Source organism: Microbacterium sulfonylureivorans (assembly GCF_003999995.1).
GTDB classification, from domain to species: domain Bacteria; phylum Actinomycetota; class Actinomycetes; order Actinomycetales; family Microbacteriaceae; genus Microbacterium; species Microbacterium sulfonylureivorans.
Window position 1 is genome coordinate 157,443 of record NZ_RJAD01000004.1, and the last position, 16,498, is coordinate 173,940.

Sequence of the window (16,498 nt, forward strand, 5' to 3'; positions counted from 1 at the left end):
AGGGCCTCGGCGGGCGAGCGGAGGTCAGCGCGGTCGGGCTGCGAGCGCCTCGAACGCGGCGGTGTCGTGCTGCCCGTCCGCGATCGCCTGCTCCGCGGCTTCCCGCACGAGGCTGTGCGGATCCGCGGCGAGCGCGTCCTGCGCGAGATCGATCACGCCAGCGGTGTGGGCGAGCATCAGCTCGGCGAAGAGCGTCTCCGCGTCGGCGCCGGCTGCCTCGGCGAGGTCGGTGCGCTGCGCCCACGTCGGGACGCCGGGCATGTCGGCGTGGGCGCCGTGACCCGCGCACGGCCCCTCGTCGGGGCGCTCGAGCGGCTTGGCCGCGGCCCATGCCACGTACCACTCCCGCAGGTCGGCCATCTCGGCATCCTGCGCCGCCACGACGTCCGTCGCGACCTCGCGCGCAGCCGTCGAGATCCCGTCGGCGTCGAGGAGCACCGCGCCCATCCGCCGCGCCTCGACGCGGTAGAAGATCATCGATTCGACAAAGCAGAAGTCGGCCTCCGAGACGGGCTCGGCCGGTCCGGAGCCCGAGGGCGATGCCAGGACGGTCGGCGCCTTCGCACCCGTCGCGCCCGCGGTCACCGCGAGGGCGACGACCGTCGCCGCTGCGCCGAGCGCCACGACGAGGCCGGCGGCGGCGAGTGCCCTGCGCAACGAGACCACCCTTCCGATCGAGTGCGCCAGCCGCCTGCGGAGCGGGCAGCCCGGGTTCAGCGGCGCCCGGTCCCGAAGATCCCGCGGATGACTCCCCCGAGGATAGTCTGCGTCGACTTCGAGTTCAGGATCTGCTCGATCGGCGACTTCTGGGCGCTGCGTGACGTGCGCGTCGTCCCCTGCGTCTTCTTCAGGAGGCGCTCGTACTCCTGCTGCGCCTTCTTGTCGGCAGCGGCCTGCGCCTTGTCGATCGCCGCCTTCTGCTTGGCGAGCTCCGCATCGGCCTTGGCCTTCGCGAGCGCGGCCTCCTCGGCCGCGGCCGCGTCGTCCGCCGCCTGCATCTTCGCGGTGAGGATCTCGCGCGCCGACTCGCGGTCGATCGCGGTGCCGTACTTCGCGAGGAGAGGGGATGCCTTGACCGCCGCGTCGATCTGCGGATCGGGTGTGGGCGACATGAGCCCCTGGGGCGCGCGCAGGCGGGTCCAGGCGACAGGGGTGGGCGCGCCCTTCTCGCTCATGACCGTGACGATCGCCTCACCCGTGCCGAGCTCCTGCAGCACGCGCTCGAGGTCGTAGCCCGACTTCGGGTACGTGCCGACCGTCGCCCGCAGAGCCTTGGCGTCGTCGGGCGTGAAGGCGCGCAGGGCGTGCTGGACGCGCGAGCCGAGCTGCGCGAGCACGTCGGACGGGACGTCCTTCGGTGTCTGCGTCACGAAGAAGACGCCCACGCCCTTGGAGCGGATGAGCCGGACGGTCTGCACGATCGCCGAGAGGAAGTCCTTCGACGCATCCTTGAACAGCAGGTGCGCCTCGTCGAAGAAGAAGACCAGCTTGGGCTTCTCGGGGTCGCCGACCTCGGGCAGCAGCTCGAAGAGCTCCGCGAGCAGATACATCAGGAACGTCGAGAACAGCGCGGGCTTGTCGACGACGCCGGGCACCTCGAGGAGGCTGATGATCCCCCGGCCGTCGGGCGCGACCCGCAGGAAGTCGGTGACCTCGAACTCGGGCTCGCCGAAGAAGACGTCTGCGCCGTCGTCGGCGAACGTGATGAGCTCACGCAGGATGACTCCGGCCGTCGCCGCCGACAGGCCGCCGAGGTTCTTCAGCTCGGCCTTGCCCTCGTCACCGGTCAGGTACGTCAGCACCGCGCGCAGGTCGGACAGATCGACGAGCGCGAGGCCCTGCGCGTCCGCGTAGTGGAACACCAGGCCGAGGCTCGATTCCTGCGTCTCGTTGAGGCCGAGGACCTTGCTCAGGAGCAGCGGCCCGAAGCCCGACACCGTCGCGCGCACCGGCACTCCCTTGCCGATCCCGCCGAGGGCGAAGTACTCGGTGACGGATGCCTCGGCCTTCCAGTCCTGCCCGATCCCCTGGGTGCGGGCCAGCAGCTTCTCGGTGCCTTCACCGGGGGTCGCGACGCCCGACAGGTCGCCCTTGATGTCGGCCGCGAACACCGGGACGCCCTTGGCGGCGAGCTGCTCGGCGAGGCCCTGCAGCGTGCGCGTCTTCCCCGTGCCCGTCGCCCCGGCCACCAGGCCGTGCCGGTTCATCATGCCGAGCGGGATGCGGATCTGCGCGTCGGGAACCGGGTCGCCGTTGACGAGTGCGCCGACGTCGAGGGTGATGGATTCGAACGAGTAGCCCTTCACGATCGCGGCGATCTCGTCCGAGCTCAACGGGCCCGACGGCTCCGCGGACGGCTGCGCTCCGGAGCCGCCGACCGTCGATGCGGCAGATAGCACGGCGGTCTGCTCGTCGGCTGCGGCACCCGGAGTGGTCGCTTCGCGGCCGCCGGGCGCCGCCGTGGCGGGGCTCGCCTCGCCGGTCGGGGCGTTCGCCTCCTGCGCCGGCGGGTTCGTGGCCGCCTTGGCCTTGGCGGCTTCGGCCTGAGCGGCGGCGAGAGCGGCCTTCGCCTGCGCCGCCTTCAGCTGCGCCTCGGCCGCCTCGGCTTCGGCCTGGAGTCTCGCCAGTTCGGCCTCGGCGGCGGCGACAGCGGGATCGGGCGTCTCGGGCGCGGTCATGCGCTCAGCCTAGCGACGCCGCTTTCTCCGCTGCAGCGGCCCGCTCCCGCGCCATCGGAACGGCGAACGCAGCCGCGACGAGCAGTGCCGCACCGGCGCCGAGCAGCGCGCCGCCGACGGTGTCGCTCAGCCAATGGGCGTGCAGATACGTGCGACTGAACGCCATCAGGATGACCCACGCCGCGCCGACGATCATCACCCACAGCCGGGGGAAGATCACGGCGGCGGCCACCGCCAGCGTGGCCGCGTTGGCCACATGTCCCGACGGGTAGGAGCCGTAGTCGGAGACGACGATGATGTCCTCCGGCCGGACGCGGCCGAAGAGATGCTTCAGAACCTGCACCCCGCCGGCGGAGACCGCCTCGGCGGCGAGGAAGTACGCGGCCGCCCACGGGCGGCGCATCACGATCAGCAGGATCGCGCCCCCGATCGGCACGACGAGGATCCCGAACCATCCCGCGCCCACCCAGTTCATCACCCTCGAGAAGCCGGTGAGGATCGGGCTCCACATCTCGGCGACGGCGGCGTTCCACCACACGTCGACCGCGAACGGCGGGTCGCCGTGGGTGTAGATCCAGAACCCGAGCACGCAGGACAGCGCGATCAGCACCAGGCCGACGGCGAGGTAGGCCATCGTCGGGCGGACACCTGCCGTTCGCTCGTCCGTCATCGCCCCATTCTGCCCGCCGGGGCGAGACGCACACAGCGCGTTGCGATGTCGGTCTCCCGCTGATATGCGGTTCGGTGGATGATGGGCGCATGCCCCGCGTCCTCGATGCCGTCCGAACCCTGGTCGCGCCACTGACCCGCACGCGGCTGTTCCGCCGGGTGCTGGGTCCCCTCCTCCTGCCCCCGATCGAGCGCGTCGTGACCTGGATGTCCGGCGGGCGGGTGCAGGTGAGCGGGCTGCTCGTGCCCTCGCTCGTTCTCCACACGATCGGCGCGAAGTCGGGCGAGCCGCGCGATGCTCCTCTGATGTACTGCCCCGACGGGCACGGGCGCGCCATCGTCGCCGGCACCAACTTCGCCGGGGAGCGGCATCCCGCGTGGACGGCGAACCTGCTCGCGCATCCGGATGCCGCCATCACGGTGCGCGGGCGCCGGATGCCGGTGCGGGCGAGCGTCGTCCCCGACGAGGAGCGCGACGCCACGTGGGCGCGGATCGAGGCGCAATGGCCCGGCTACCGCAACTACGAGCGCCAGTCCGGCCGGACGGTGCGCCTGTTTCGCCTGCAGCCCGTGCGGGCGGACAGCGCGTCCGCCTGACTCAGGGGGCGAGGCGCGCCACGGTGCGCGGACGCACGACGAGCCACAGCGCGAGGACGCCGATGACGGCGCAGCCCACCATCACCGAGGCCATCGTCGTGGCGGTGATGCCCGAGCCGGCGGCGAGCCAGCCGACGAGCGGCGAGATGACGCCGGCGACGCCGAAGTTCGTCGCACCGATGATCGACTGGGCCGTGCCCGCGGCCTTGCCGTGGCGGTCGAGGGCGAGCACCTGCACGCACGGGAAGGTGAAGCCGCACCCGGTCATGAAGAAGAACAGCGGGATGACCGTCCCCCACAGGCCCAGGCCGAGCTGGTCGGTGACGATGATGGCGGATGCCGAGACCACGAGCACGCCCGTCGACCATGCCATCACCCACTGCGGCCCGTACCGTGCGGCGAGCCGCGAGGCGGCCTGCACGCCGAGGACCACGCCGAGGGAGTTCACCGCGAAGAGCATCCCGTACTGCTGCGGATCGAAGTCGTACAGGCCCTGGAAGAGGAACGACGACGACGAGAGGTACGAGAACAGCCCGCTGAAGGTCATGCCGCCGATGATGAGGACGCCGATGAACACGCGGTCGCTGAAGACGCTCTTGTAACGCTGCCACACGGTCGTCGCGCCGCGCTCGTGACGACGGGCGGGCGGCAGGGTCTCGGGGATGAAGACGGCCGCGGCGACGAGCATGATGCTGCCGTAGATGCCGAGCACGACGAAGATGCCGCGCCACGGCATGAGGATGAGCAGCGCGGAGCCGACGAGCGGCGCGAGCACGGGCGCGACGCCCGAGACCAGTGCCAGGCGCGACAGCATGACGACGAGGCGGCGTCCGCCGAACAGGTCGCGCACGATCGCCGCAGCCACGACACCGCCCGCGGCGGCGCCCGCGCCCATGAAGACGCGCGCGACCGAGAGCAGCTCGAGGCTCGGCGCGAGCGCCGCGGCGATGCTCGCGACGACGTGGAGCGCGGTCACGACGAGCAGCGGGAGGCGGCGCCCGACCTTGTCGCTCAGCGGTCCGACGATCAGCTGCCCGAGCGCGAAGCCGATCATCGTGCCCGCGAGGGTCAGCTGGATCGCGGCCTCGGTCGTGCCGAAATCCTCCTGCAGCACAGGGAAGGCCGGCAGATACAGGTCGATCGTGAACGGGCCCAGTGCCGTGAGCGCGCCGAGCAGGATGATGTAGAGCACCCGCCGGCGGTGCGAGATCGAATCTCCGGGGTGGAGGACGATCGGCGCGGTGGCGGGATTGGACCCGAGCGTTCGGATGGCACCGGTCGGCGAGCCCTGCGGACGCGGAGCGGTGTCGGGGCCTGCGGGGCGCTGTGTCGGGACAGAGGCGGTATCGAGCAAAGGAGATCTTCGTTTCGGCGACGAGGCGGGAGGCGTCGACGCCGGTCGTCCGGCTCAGGCGCGCAGTGTGGGGGTGGGGATCGACGAGAAATCGAATCGATTCGACGTCCATGATAGCGGATGCCTCACCCCAGCCCGAAACCCGGAGCGCGAGGCAGCCTCTCGCGGTGCTGTCCCGGCGCAATGTCGGCGGCTTCCCAGCCGTCCCTCGCATGCGCTCGCATAGGATTGCCGTGTCCTGTCCCTGCCCGCAGCGCCTCTCGGCGCCACGCCGGGTGCCCGAGCCGAGATCACGCACATGACCCCGACACCCCCGAGCCCCTCCGAGAAGCGCACGAGCGGCAACCCCGCCAAGCAGGCAGAGATCACCCTCACCGTCAAGCAGCAGCGCGAGCAGAAGCGTCAGGAGAAGCTCGCCGAGTACCAGAAGCAGCTCGCCAAGCGCCGCCGCAGCAAACTCGTCTGGTGGGTCGTCGGCATCACGGCCGCCGTCGTCATCATCGGCCTGATCGTGGCATCCATCGTCTTCGCACCCGCTCCCCCGCAGGCGTACACGCCGGGCGGCGAGGGCGTCGAGATCGAGGGCGTCGAGACGTACGAGAACGCCACACAGCACGTCGAGGGCACCGTCGACTACGAGCAGTCCCCGCCGGCCGGCGGCCCGCACAACGCCGTCTGGCTCAACTGCGGCATCTACGACCAGCAGGTCCCCAACGAGAACGCCGTCCACTCGATGGAGCACGGCGCGGTCTGGGTGACCTACAACCCCGCGGACGTCTCGGGTGACGAGCTCGCGACGCTCGAGGCTCAGCTGCCGTCCACGTACGTCGTGCTCTCGCCCTATGAGGGACTCGACGCGCCGATCGCGGTGACCAACTGGAACCACCAGCTCAAGGTCGACTCGGCCGACGACGAGCGCATCGGGCAGTTCTTCGAGGAGTACTGGCGCAGCGCCGACGTCCCCGAGCCGAACGCCGCCTGCACCGGCGCGCTCGACGCGCCCGGCAAGCGCTGAGGCCGTCGATGAGCGACGACGCGTCGCGCACCGCGCCGGTCCGGCGCTGGTGGATGATCGCGCTCGTCCTCCTCGCCGTCGGCGCGCTCGCCTTCGCGATCGGCCGCTTCTCGACCTTCGGCGCCCAGAGCCGGGGCAGCGCCCCGACCACGACCTCGCCCGAGGCCGGGTTCGCGCGCGACATGCAGGTGCACCACTCCCAGGCCATCGAGATGGCCATGGAGATCTACCGCAAGACGGAAGACCCCGAGCTGAGCGTGCTCGCGTACGACATCGCCACCGGTCAGTCCGGCCAGCGCGGCGAGATGTACGACTGGCTCGTGCAGTGGGGGCTCTCGCAGTCGGGCGAGCCGATGATGCAGTGGATGAACGCGTCCGAGGCGGGCCATGACCACGGCGGCACCGCGGAGGATCCCCTCACCGACGAAGAAGCGCGTGAGGCGATGGGCATGGCCTCGGCCGATGAGATCCGCGCCCTCGAGGATGCCACCGGCCAGGAGGCCGACTGCCTGTTCCTCGAGCTCATGATCCGGCACCACGAAGGCGCGATCCCGATGGCGGAGGCGCTCCTCGAGCTCGGCACCGACCCCCGCGCCCTCCAGGTCGCGCAGATGATCAAGGACGGCCAGACCGCCGAGATCGACGCGATGGAGTCGATGCAGGCGCGTCTCGGCTGCGGCTGAGACGCGCCCCACGACGCGCGCAGGTCGAGGCATCCGCCCTCCCGCGCACCCCGATGCGCACGACTCGACGCACCGCGCATGCCCCCCGGATGCGCGGTGCGACGAGGGTGCCCTCAGCCCTTCGTGCTTCCCGCCAGGAGCCCTCTCACGAAGAACCGCTGCAGCGAGATGAAGACGACGAGCGGCACGATCAGGGCGATGAACGCGCCCGCCGTCAGCAGGTACCAGTCCTGTCCGCGGCTTCCGGTCATCTCGGCGAGCAGCTTCGTGATCGGCGCCACGTTGCCGTCGGCGAAGATGAGCGCCACCAGCAGGTCGTTCCACACCCACAGGAACTGGAAGATCGCCACCGACGCGATGGCCGGCATGGTCAACGGCAGGATGATCCGGAAGAAGATCTGCCCGTGCCCCGCTCCGTCGACGCGCGCTGCCTCGATGACCTCGCCCGGAATCTCGGAGACGAAGTTGTGCAGGAGGAAGATCGCCAGCGGCAGCGCGAACATCGTGTGCGCGATCCACACCTGCGCGTACCCCGCCGATCCGATCGCCTGGATCACGGGGATCCCGAAGATCGTTCCCTGAGAGAAGAGCTGCAGCAAGGGCACGAGCGCCATCTGGATCGGCACGATCTGCAGCGCGAATACGAGCACGAACAGCATGTTCTTGCCGCGGAAGTCCATCCAGGCGAACGCGTACGCCGCCAGGAGGGCGATCGAGATCGGGATGATCGTCGCGGGGATCGTGATCGCGAACGAGTTGACGAAGGCCTGCGCCATCGTCAGCTGGCTGTTGCCGGCCTGCAGCGCGGTCGTGTAGTTCTCGAGCGTCCAGCCCCAGTTCTCGAAGATCGTCCACCAGCCGGTGGTCTGGATGAGCTCCCGCGGGCGGAACGAGCTGATCAGCAGACCGAAGGTGGGGATCGTCCAGAGCACCGCGATGATGAGCGCCGCGAACGTCGCCCAGCGCGACGTCAGACGCTTCTTCGACGTGCCGAACATGTCGCGATCGGCCCGGCGGGCCCCTCGCGCGAGCTCTTTCTTGCCTTCGTCGTCGAGCGGCAGATCGACCGGCATGACAGCACTCATCAGCGCGCCTCCCTCTGCTTCTTGAGCTGCACGGCGTTGTAGATCACGATCGGCATCACGAGCAGGAAGAGGATCACGGCGAACGCCGCCGACCGCCCCGCCTCGAAGCTCTTGAACTGCGTGTACATCTCGTTCGCGATGACCGACGTGTTGTTGGCGCCGGCCGTCATGGTGCGGACGATGTCGAACACCTTGAGCGACGCGATCGAGATCGTCGTCAGCACGACGATGAGCGCCGGGCGGATGCCGGGCACGATGACGTTGATGAACTTCTGCCAGCCGTTCGTGCCGTCGAGCTCGGCGGCCTCGAGCTGCTCGGTGGGAACGCCCTTGATCGCCGCCGAGAGGATCACCATGGCGAACCCGGTCTGGATCCAGATGAGGACGACGATCAGGAAGAACGTGTTCCACGGCTCGACCGCCAGGAAATTGAGCGGCTGGCCGCCGAACCAGACGATCACCTGATTGAGGAACCCGATCTGCTCCTGGCCGGCCGGGCGGGCCGTGTACATGAATCGCCAGATGATCGATGCGCCGACGAACGAGATCGCCATCGGCATGAAGACGAGGATCTTGTAATAGCGCTCCCCCCGGGTCTTGTCGATGAAGTACGCGTAGGCGAGGCCGGCGATCGTCGAGACGAGCGGGGCCACGAGGACCCACACGATGGTGTTGATGACGACGCGCAGGTTCTGAGGCTGCGAGAAGATCCAGACGAAGTTGTCCAGACCGACGAACGTCGTCCCCCGAGAGTTCATGAACGCCTGGAACCACGTCTGGATGGTGGGGATGATCAGGCCGATGACGATCAGAAGGACCGCCGGCGTCATGAACCCGAAGAGCTGGAAGAGCGAGCCCGCGCCGCCCTTGGCGCGTCTGTCGAGGAAGAAGAAGATCAGTCCGAGGACGGCAGCCGCGGCGATCGCCCATTGGTAGGACTGCAGGAACCAGAGGAAGAGGGCGGGGAACGCCACGCAGGCCGCCAGTCGGATGATGGTGTACATCCGGCCCGGGCGAGGGGCGATCTCGACGAAGAAGAGGATGAGCGCCACCACGATCAGGAAGACCCCGACGATGACGAGGATCTCCAGCCACGGGTTGAGCGTGCTCACCCATTTCAGGAAGTCGGACATGGGTTCCTTTCGAGTGCGGCGTCGGACTCGGGTTCGTTTCCCGGGTGAGAGACGGGGCCGCCGACGACGGCGGCCCCGCCTGTGCTCACCCGCGGATCATTCGGACGGCCAGCCCGATTCGATCTGCTCCAGCACCGTGTCGAGATCGGTGCCGTTGACGTAGTCGACCATCCCCTTGAAGAAGGTTCCGGCGCCGACCGCGCCCGGCATGAGGTCGGATGCGTCGAAGCGGAACGTGGTCGAGTCGCTCTGCAGGATCGAGATGGCCTCCTGCAGGATCGGGCTCGATGCGCTCTCCGGGTCGAGACCCTTGTTGGCGCTGATCACGCCGCCGAGCGAGACGCGGCTGTTGGCCCACTCGGGGCTGGACAGGTACTCCTGCACCTTGACCGTCGCGTCGGAGTCGTCGAACGCGGCGACGATCTCGCCGCCGCCCGTGACCGCGGCTTCGCCGCCTGCGGTGAACGGCGGCGTCAGGAACGCCCAGATGTCACCGTCCTCGCCCACCTCGACACCCGCATCGACGAGGAAGCCGTCGAAGAAGGAAGCCTGGTGGTGCAGCGCGCACGAGCCGTCGGCCAGCGCGGCCGCCGGGTCGGTGCCGAACGGCGTCGTCACGATCGTGTCGATGCCGCCGAAGCCGGCGTTGACGTAGTCCTCGTTGAGGGCGATCTTGCCGAACTCCTCGAAGGCGGACTTGATCTCGGGCGCGGTGAACTCGACCTCGTTGGCCACCCACTGGTCGTAGACCTCGGTGCCGGACTGGCGCAGGACGATGTCCTCGACCCAGTCGGTGCCCGGCCAGCCGGTGGCGGCGTCGGAGTTGAAGCCGATGCACCACGGCGGCTCGCCGGTGTCGGACTGGATCTGCGCCGTCAGGTCGAGCAGGCCCTGCCAGTCGGTGGGCACTTCCCAGTCGTTCTCGGCGAACTGCGACGGCGAGTACCAGACCCACCCCTTGACGCTCGCCATCAGCGGAGCGCCGTAGAGCGTGTCGTCGACCGTGCCGTAGCCGGCCCAGTCCTCGGTCCAGTACTCGGCGACGTTCGCCGCGACGCCTTCCGGCGCGGGCAGGACGAGATCGCGGCTGGCCATGTCGGCGAGGAGTCCAGGCTGCGGGAAGATCGCGAGGTCGGGCGGCGTGCCGCCCTGTGCGCGCACGGCGATCTGCGCCTCGAACTCCTTCGACCCCTCGTACTGGATGTCGATGTCGTTCTCTTCTTCCCACTCGGCCCACGACTCCTCGAGCAGCTCCTGCTCGGGAGTGACGATGGTGCCGTAGACCGTCACGACGTTGTCGCCGTCGCCACCTTCATCGCCGCCGTTGTCGACGCCGGGACCGCCCGTGCAGGCGACGAGTGCGAGACCGGTCGCTCCGGTCATCGCGAGAGCGCTGAGGATGCGGCCTCGATTGGTTGTCTTCATTCGTCCTCCTCATTGAGTGGCGCGGACCGGCGATCGGCCGAGACTCCGCGCTGGGACCATAGGGAACCGATTCCATGCTCACGCTAGGGGATGCGCGGTAACGACACAATCGCCCTTCATCACAACTCGGTAAATACGGGATTGGGGCTGGCGTGGCGGACGAACGAGCGGCACAATGTGCATGGAACCGGTTCCACATTTCTGTCGCTGAGCGAAGGAGCCGCCTCACTGCCGAGGAGGGCCGATGGCGGGAATCGCCGACGTCGCGCGCGCCGCGGGCGTGTCGAAATCCACCGCGAGCCGGGCGCTGACCGGAGCGGGCTACGTCTCCGACGAGACGCGCACGCGGGTGCAGGATGCTGCGACCGCACTGGGCTACGTTCCGACGACGAGCGCGGTCAGCCTCGTGACCGGCCGCACCCAGACCGTCGGGGTGATCATGCCGACGCTCGACCGATGGTTCTTCGCCCACGTTCTCGAGGGCATCCAGGATGCGCTCCTCGAGCGCCGCTACGATCTCGCGCTCTACGGAGCGCGCCCGGAGTCCGACGCCCGCCGCGAGATGTTCGACAGCTTCCTCGCGCGCAAGCGGTTCGACGGGCTCATCGCGGTCGGGATCGAACCCAGCGCGCACGAGCTCGAGCGGCTCGTCGCGTTCGGCAAGCCCGTGGTGAGCGTCGGCGGGTACGACGTCGGCACCAACGCCGTGTCGATCGACGACGGTGCGGCAGGGCGCATCGCGACCGAGCATCTCCTCGGCCTCGGCCACCGCGCGATCACGTTCGTGGGCGGCGACCCCGACGGGCGGCGCACGAGCTACGGCGACCGTCAGCGGCTCGACGGCTACGTCGTGGCGATGCGCGGCGCGGGGCTCGAGGCATCCGCTCGCCATGCGCCGTCCGAGGTGAACATGCCCGGCGGGTACGGCGCGGCGGTCGAGCTGCTGGGCGACCGCCTCACGCGACCCACCGCGATCGTCGGCGTGTGCGACGAGGTCGCCGTCGGCACGGTGATCGCCGCGCGGCGCCTCGGCATCCGGGTGCCCGACCAGCTCAGCGTCGTCGGGATCGACGACCACGCGTACGCCGAGATGTTCTCCCTCACGACGCTCCAGCAGAAGCCGCACCAGCAGGGACGCGCCGCCGTGCAGCTGCTGATGTGGCAGCTCGACGATCCCGACGCGCCGACCCATCGCATCTACGAGTCGTCGCCCCTCATCGTCCGCAGTTCGACCGCGGCCGTCGACGACGCGGCGTCCGCCATCATCGGCGTCGGCCCCTGACCGCGGCGGGGCCGCCTACCAGGGGGCGCCCAGGTCCGCGAAGGTGCGCGCCTCCCACGCGACGCGCTCCGACCACTCCTCGACACCGCGGACGACGCGGAACCGCTCTTCGCCGCTCACGGCGACGGTGACCTGATCGGATGCCACGACCGCCGGCTCGGGCGACGCGACGACGGCCTCGAGCACCGCGGTGAACGCGCCGGTCGCCTCGAGAGGGACGGCGAGCGGCGTGCCGCTGCGCGCGTGGTCCGCGAGATCGGCGAGCAGGCCCACGCGCGCGAACTCGTACGTCCGGGGGAGGGCGGCTCCGGAAGGCTGCACCTGGAGCAGGTCGAGCGTGTAGAAGTACAGGGCGTGGCCGCGCGACCCCCGCAGCAGGACGTACGGCTCGTGCCGACGCGGTGCGGTGACGCTCAGCGCTGCGGCGATGCGCGGGCCGGACTCGAGGTCGATCACGAGCGACGACGTGTCGTCGGTCTCGATGTCGTTCGCACGGCGCAGATCGGTCCGGATGCCCCGCACGTCGCCGGGCTCACGGGCGCCGGCGATCGCGAGGGCCGTGGCGACGGCGTGCGCGAGCGGGTTGGTGACCGCGCCGTCGGCGACCACTCCCCCGTCCGGCGTGCGGCGCCGACCCGCCCACGGGCTTCGCCGCCAGTACTCCTCGGACCTCGACCACAGGCCCACCGCTCCGATGTGCTCGAGGTCGCCGATCCCCCCCGACGACACGAGGTCGCGCGCCCCGGCGACGCCTGCGCTCGCGAGCGACTGGAAGCCGACCTGCACCGAGCGCCCGGCGGCGCGGGCCGCGGCATCCACTCTCCGGTGCTCGGCGATCGAGACGACCGGGGGCTTCTCGAGGAGCACATGCGCGCCGGACTCGAGGGCGCGCACGGCGAGGTCCGCGTGCGTGGGGATGGGGGTGCTCAGGATCGCGATGTCGAGCTCGGCGGCATCGAGCATCGCGGCCGCGTCGGCGAACACCCGCACGCTCGCCGGCAGCTCTCCCCCGCCGCGCGGATCCGCGACGGCGACCAGCTCGACCTCCGCGCCCAGCGCGAGGGCCGCCTCGACGTGGCTGCGGCCATGGCCGTGCACCCCGGCGATCCCGACCCGCGGCCGTGCGCTCACAGCCCCGCCTGTGCGCGGAGCCCGGGGAGCGCCCGCTCGACGGCGGCTGCACCGTCGAGCTCCTCGTCGAGCACGTATGCCGTGAGCTCGAGGTCGAGCTCGCCGCCCTCGGAGATCGTGCGCGGTTCGTCCCACGCGATCGCGGGGCCGGCGCCGAGGTACTCCGCGAAACGGACGAACCACGGCAGCGGATCGTCGCCCTGCGCGAGGACGACCGTCGTCCGACGCTCGGGGAACGTGAAGGCGAGCCAGGGGGTCGCCGCACCGTGCACGTCGCGTTCGGTGTCGCCCGCCGGGCTGAAGACGCGGGCGATCTCGGGAGCGAACCGCCAGAAGATGCCGCCGTAGCCCGCGCCCGCCCGGCCGTTGGTGGCGGGTGAGCCGAACGTGATCGCGGCCATGGTCGCCTTGAGGTGACTGCGCCAGCGCAGGGCCCAGCCGTTCTCGAGCTCGGCGGACCGCAGCCCGCGCACCTCGACCAGCTGCGTGGTGCCGGTGTGGTCGACCCAGCTGAGGCGCTCGTCGAGCGAGTGCCCGTCGATGTGGAGGTGGTCGCGCCGCTGTCGTCCGTGGTTGGGCACCATGATCGACCCCTCGCCGCGGACGTAGGTGCGACCGCCCCAGTAGGAGGTGCCGTTCACGTCGGGGATCGCGAGGCTCACGCCGAGGTGGTGCGGGTGGTCGGTCGGCTCCGTCACCGACAGCGGAGTCCCGCCGCGCGAGACCACGTTGTCGAGGAACGGCCGCGGCGAGAGGACCGAGTCGACGCTCGTGCCCTCCTCGTACTGGGCCACCACGGTGGAGCCCAGCCGCAGGACCGGGCGCGCGGGACCGACCCAGCCGCTCGCGTGCGAGGCGGGGCCGGAGCTGCGCCGGGCCACGATGACGGGACGGTAGAACAGGGGGTGGTCGGCGTTCTCGCCTTCCAGTGCTTGACGCATGCGATTCCAAGCCTGCCGCCCGATCTCGATCCGCGGGACCGACATGGTCGTGAGCGGCGGGGCGGCGAATCGGGACTGGGGAATGTCGTCGATGCCGACGACGGAGAGCTGCTCGGGCACCTCGACGCCCATCTCTCCCAGGCGGGACAGCAGGCCGAGGGCGACGAGGTCGTTGAAGGCGATGGCGGCCGTGGCGCCCGTCTCGAGCACGGCGTCGGCCGCGTCGTACCCGGCCTCCATGCTCGAGCCGGCGGCGACCGTGATGAACTCGAGGTCGGGGAACTCGCGCGCGAGCTCACCGAGCCCCTGCGCCCGCTGCTCGTTGGCGTAGCTCAGCGGCGGGCCGGCGAGATAGGCGATGCGGCGATGGCCGAACCCGCGCAGGTGGACGCCGAGCTCCTTCACGGCGGTGCCGTAGTCCACCGCGAGCTGGGCTGCGGGGCTGTCGTCGACGCGACGGTTCACGACGACCACGGGCGTGGTGCGCTGGATGAGCTCCCGCAGCTCGGGATCGGGCATGCGGGGGGAGACGAGCACCAGGGCGTCGCACTTGCTCCGCGCCTCGACCGCGATCTCGGCCTCGACGCCGACCGCTTCCGCGCTGTCGGCGACGAGCACCCGATAGCCGTCGCGCGCCGCCGCGACCGTCAGCCCCTTGAGGACGCCCTGGAACATGGGGTTCTCGAGGTCGGGCACGAGGAGGGCGATCGTGTGGCTGCTCCCCCGCACCAGGCTGCGCGCTGCCTCGCTGGGCGAGTAGTTCAGAGCGGCGACCGCTCGGTTCACCTTCGCGACGATGGCGGGGTCGACGGTGGCGACACCGTTGAGCACGCGCGACACCGACGCCTGCGAGACGCCGGCGTGCTGGGCGACCTGCGCCATCGTGATGGCGCGCGACGTGACCTCGGTCAACAGGGCCTCCTCGTGCTTCCTGTCTCAATCCTGGGCGTGGCAGACCACGGCGGGGCGCATTCGCGCCCTTCCGGGGCGGTGCCGCACGAGGCCGGACCCCTCATCACTTCGGTCCGGCCCCGTACGGGCTTCGTGACGGGCGGGTCGGACCGTGGGGAGTCCGACCCGCGCGTCGGCTCAGATGGCTGCGTCGTCGAGCGCCAGCTGCAGCTCGGCGAGGAAACTCGCCGCCGCGTCGGCGGGCGTCATGTCGCCGAAGAGCACCTTCTGGGTGTGCTGCTCGATGATCGTCTCGATGGCGCCGCCGCCCGGGGGCGTCGCCGGCGGGGCGTCGCCCACACGGGGCTCGATCTCTGCGAGGAACTCCACGACCTCCTGGTTGGTCGCGTCGAGCTCCGGCGTGATGTACTCGCGGATCTTCTCGTTCGCGGGGACACCGCGCTCGGCGAGGAGGATGTCGGCCGCCTCTTCGCTGTTGGACAGCCAGTCGAGGAACAGCGCGACCTCGCCCGGGTGCTCGGTCTTGGCCGAGGCCGACCAGAACATCGACGGCTTGTAGTACGCGCTCGCCTCGGCGCCCTCATCGGGCGTCGGGACCATCAGCGGCACGAGGTTGCTGCCGCTGGCCTCGCGCAGGGCCGGCACCTGGTTCGACCACCACGGGCCGAAGGCCGACGTGTTGGTCGCGGTGAACGACTCGGCCAGACCCGCCGCCTCGCGCTCGATCGTCGCGGACGGGTCGGGCGTCCCACCCGCCTCGGTGATCTCGAGGAGGAAGTCCCACCACGAGGCGACGACGTCTTCGGACGCCGCGACCTCGCCGTCCTCGTTGTAGAGGGATTCGCCGTGCTGACGCAGCCAGTTGTTCAGGCCCCCGTCCTCGAAGCCCCACGACTGCGAGCCCACGAGCTCTCCGCCGCTCGCGGTGCCGACCTCGACCGCGATATCGGCGAAGTCGTCCCACGACCAGGTCTCGTCGTCGGGCATCTCGATGCCCAGCTCGTCGAGCAGGTCCGCGTTGGCCATGATCGCGTAGCTGTTGATGCCGACCGGGATGCCGTACTGCACGCCGTCCAGCGCGCCCGTGCCGAGCACGGGCGCCGGGAAGTCCTCGGTCGGCAGGGCCGTCCCGAGCTCGCTGAGGTCGAGCAGCACGCCGTTGGCGGCGTAGGTCGACAGCTGCTTCTCGTCCATCTGGATGATGTCGGGGGCGTCCCCCGCGGCGACGGTGGTCGCGAGCTTGTCCCAGTAGCCGGCCCAGTCCGTGTACTGCGGCTCGATGGTGATGTTCTCGTGCTCGGCCTCGAACGCCGCGATGAGCTGCTCGGTGATCTCGTGACGGACGTCGTTGCCCCACCACGTGAAGCTGAGCGTGACGGGCTCGTCCGACAGGGTGGGTGCGGTGCTGGGGGTCTCCGTCGACCCCGCACACGCCGTCAGCGCCAGCGTCGTCGCTGCGCCGACAGCGGTGAACAGCAACCAGCGGTGTGCGGTTCTGGTGCGTCGCATGTCTTGCATCCTTTCGACCGAAGTCGGGTTGTGTGATTGGTGCGTGTGATGAGGGTGGGCCCGGCGGGCCCGCGAAGTGGTGTG

The 16,498-nt window shown here is 70.3% G+C and carries 14 protein-coding genes; 4 read left to right on the top strand and 10 right to left on the bottom strand.

Features of this window, described 5'->3' with window-relative positions; genetic code table 11:
- Window positions 1-24: 24 nt before the first annotated feature.
- Genes EER34_RS16630 through EER34_RS16640 form a run of 3 tightly spaced genes read right to left on the bottom strand, consistent with a single transcriptional unit; the run spans window position 25 to window position 3,348 of the window.
- Window positions 25-657 (bottom strand): DUF305 domain-containing protein, encoded by a 633-nt coding sequence (locus EER34_RS16630; RefSeq protein WP_127476737.1) that lies wholly within the window; start codon window positions 655-657, stop codon window positions 25-27.
- Between the two features lie 56 nt (window positions 658-713).
- Complete coding sequence (locus tag EER34_RS16635) at window positions 714-2,678, bottom strand: helicase HerA-like domain-containing protein (RefSeq protein WP_127476739.1); 1,965 nt, start codon at window positions 2,676-2,678, stop codon at window positions 714-716.
- 4 nt (window positions 2,679-2,682) lie between these two features.
- A complete protein-coding gene (locus tag EER34_RS16640) occupies window positions 2,683-3,348 on the bottom strand; it encodes a phosphatase PAP2 family protein (RefSeq protein ID WP_127476741.1) in 666 nt (221 codons plus the stop codon).
- 89 nt (window positions 3,349-3,437) lie between these two features.
- Here EER34_RS16640 and EER34_RS16645 point away from each other — a divergent pair, with 89 nt between their 5' ends.
- Window positions 3,438-3,944 carry a nitroreductase family deazaflavin-dependent oxidoreductase gene (locus tag EER34_RS16645; protein WP_127476742.1) on the top strand — a complete coding sequence of 169 codons (507 nt, stop codon included), beginning with the start codon at window positions 3,438-3,440 and terminating at the stop codon, window positions 3,942-3,944.
- A gap of 1 nt (window position 3,945) precedes the next feature.
- On the opposite strand, the gene EER34_RS16650 is transcribed toward EER34_RS16645, so the two are convergent.
- Window positions 3,946-5,298, bottom strand: coding sequence for a multidrug effflux MFS transporter (locus EER34_RS16650; RefSeq protein WP_127476744.1), 1,353 nt, complete (start codon window positions 5,296-5,298; stop codon window positions 3,946-3,948).
- A gap of 298 nt (window positions 5,299-5,596) precedes the next feature.
- On the opposite strand from EER34_RS16650, the gene EER34_RS16655 reads away from it, so the two are divergent.
- Window positions 5,597-6,313, top strand: a complete 717-nt coding sequence (locus EER34_RS16655; protein WP_127476745.1) for a DUF3105 domain-containing protein — start codon at window positions 5,597-5,599, stop codon at window positions 6,311-6,313.
- An 8-nt stretch (window positions 6,314-6,321) separates the two neighbouring features.
- Window positions 6,322-6,996 (top strand): DUF305 domain-containing protein, encoded by a 675-nt coding sequence (locus EER34_RS16660; RefSeq protein ID WP_127476747.1) that lies wholly within the window; start codon window positions 6,322-6,324, stop codon window positions 6,994-6,996.
- Window positions 6,997-7,109: 113 nt separating this feature from the next.
- Here the strand turns inward: EER34_RS16660 and EER34_RS16665 are convergent, their stop codons facing one another.
- The 3 genes from EER34_RS16665 to EER34_RS16675 form a co-directional block, all read right to left on the bottom strand.
- Entirely contained in the window at window positions 7,110-8,081 is a 972-nt protein-coding gene (locus EER34_RS16665) for a carbohydrate ABC transporter permease (RefSeq protein WP_127476753.1), read from the bottom strand.
- On the bottom strand, window positions 8,081-9,214 hold the full coding sequence (locus EER34_RS16670) for a carbohydrate ABC transporter permease (protein ID WP_127476757.1): 1,134 nt from the start codon (window positions 9,212-9,214) through the stop codon (window positions 8,081-8,083). Before EER34_RS16670 ends, EER34_RS16665 begins: the two co-directional genes overlap by 1 nt.
- 96 nt (window positions 9,215-9,310) lie before the next feature.
- Entirely contained in the window at window positions 9,311-10,639 is a 1,329-nt protein-coding gene (locus tag EER34_RS16675) for an ABC transporter substrate-binding protein (RefSeq protein ID WP_127476759.1), read from the bottom strand.
- 244 nt (window positions 10,640-10,883) lie between these two features.
- Between EER34_RS16675 and EER34_RS16680 the strand changes: the two genes are divergently transcribed.
- On the top strand, window positions 10,884-11,921 hold the full coding sequence (locus EER34_RS16680) for a LacI family DNA-binding transcriptional regulator (protein WP_127476760.1): 1,038 nt from the start codon (window positions 10,884-10,886) through the stop codon (window positions 11,919-11,921).
- Between the two features lie 15 nt (window positions 11,922-11,936).
- Here the strand turns inward: EER34_RS16680 and EER34_RS16685 are convergent, their stop codons facing one another.
- The 3 genes from EER34_RS16685 to EER34_RS16695 all read right to left on the bottom strand — a co-directional run bounded on the left by EER34_RS16685 (window position 11,937) and on the right by EER34_RS16695 (window position 16,414).
- Window positions 11,937-13,052 (bottom strand): Gfo/Idh/MocA family protein, encoded by a 1,116-nt coding sequence (locus tag EER34_RS16685; RefSeq protein WP_164743601.1) that lies wholly within the window; start codon window positions 13,050-13,052, stop codon window positions 11,937-11,939.
- Window positions 13,049-14,905: a DUF6807 family protein gene (locus tag EER34_RS16690; protein ID WP_127476764.1), complete on the bottom strand. Its 1,857-nt coding sequence runs from the start codon at window positions 14,903-14,905 to the stop codon at window positions 13,049-13,051. Before EER34_RS16690 ends, EER34_RS16685 begins: the two co-directional genes overlap by 4 nt.
- Window positions 14,906-15,082: 177 nt before the next feature.
- Window positions 15,083-16,414, bottom strand: a complete 1,332-nt coding sequence (locus tag EER34_RS16695) for an ABC transporter substrate-binding protein (RefSeq protein WP_127476765.1) — start codon at window positions 16,412-16,414, stop codon at window positions 15,083-15,085.
- Window positions 16,415-16,498: the final 84 nt, after the last annotated feature.

Coding starts and splice junctions, on each gene's coding strand:
- EER34_RS16635 (WP_127476739.1), bottom strand. CDS start 2,678: ATGACCGCGCCCGAGACGCCCGATCCCGCTGTCGCCGCCGCCGAGGCC.
- EER34_RS16640 (WP_127476741.1), bottom strand. CDS start 3,348: ATGACGGACGAGCGAACGGCAGGTGTCCGCCCGACGATGGCCTACCTC.
- EER34_RS16645 (WP_127476742.1), top strand. CDS start 3,438: ATGCCCCGCGTCCTCGATGCCGTCCGAACCCTGGTCGCGCCACTGACC.
- EER34_RS16655 (WP_127476745.1), top strand. CDS start 5,597: ATGACCCCGACACCCCCGAGCCCCTCCGAGAAGCGCACGAGCGGCAAC.
- EER34_RS16660 (WP_127476747.1), top strand. CDS start 6,322: ATGAGCGACGACGCGTCGCGCACCGCGCCGGTCCGGCGCTGGTGGATG.
- EER34_RS16665 (WP_127476753.1), bottom strand. CDS start 8,081: ATGAGTGCTGTCATGCCGGTCGATCTGCCGCTCGACGACGAAGGCAAG.
- EER34_RS16670 (WP_127476757.1), bottom strand. CDS start 9,214: ATGTCCGACTTCCTGAAATGGGTGAGCACGCTCAACCCGTGGCTGGAG.
- EER34_RS16675 (WP_127476759.1), bottom strand. CDS start 10,639: ATGAAGACAACCAATCGAGGCCGCATCCTCAGCGCTCTCGCGATGACC.
- EER34_RS16680 (WP_127476760.1), top strand. CDS start 10,884: ATGGCGGGAATCGCCGACGTCGCGCGCGCCGCGGGCGTGTCGAAATCC.
- EER34_RS16695 (WP_127476765.1), bottom strand. CDS start 16,414: ATGCGACGCACCAGAACCGCACACCGCTGGTTGCTGTTCACCGCTGTC.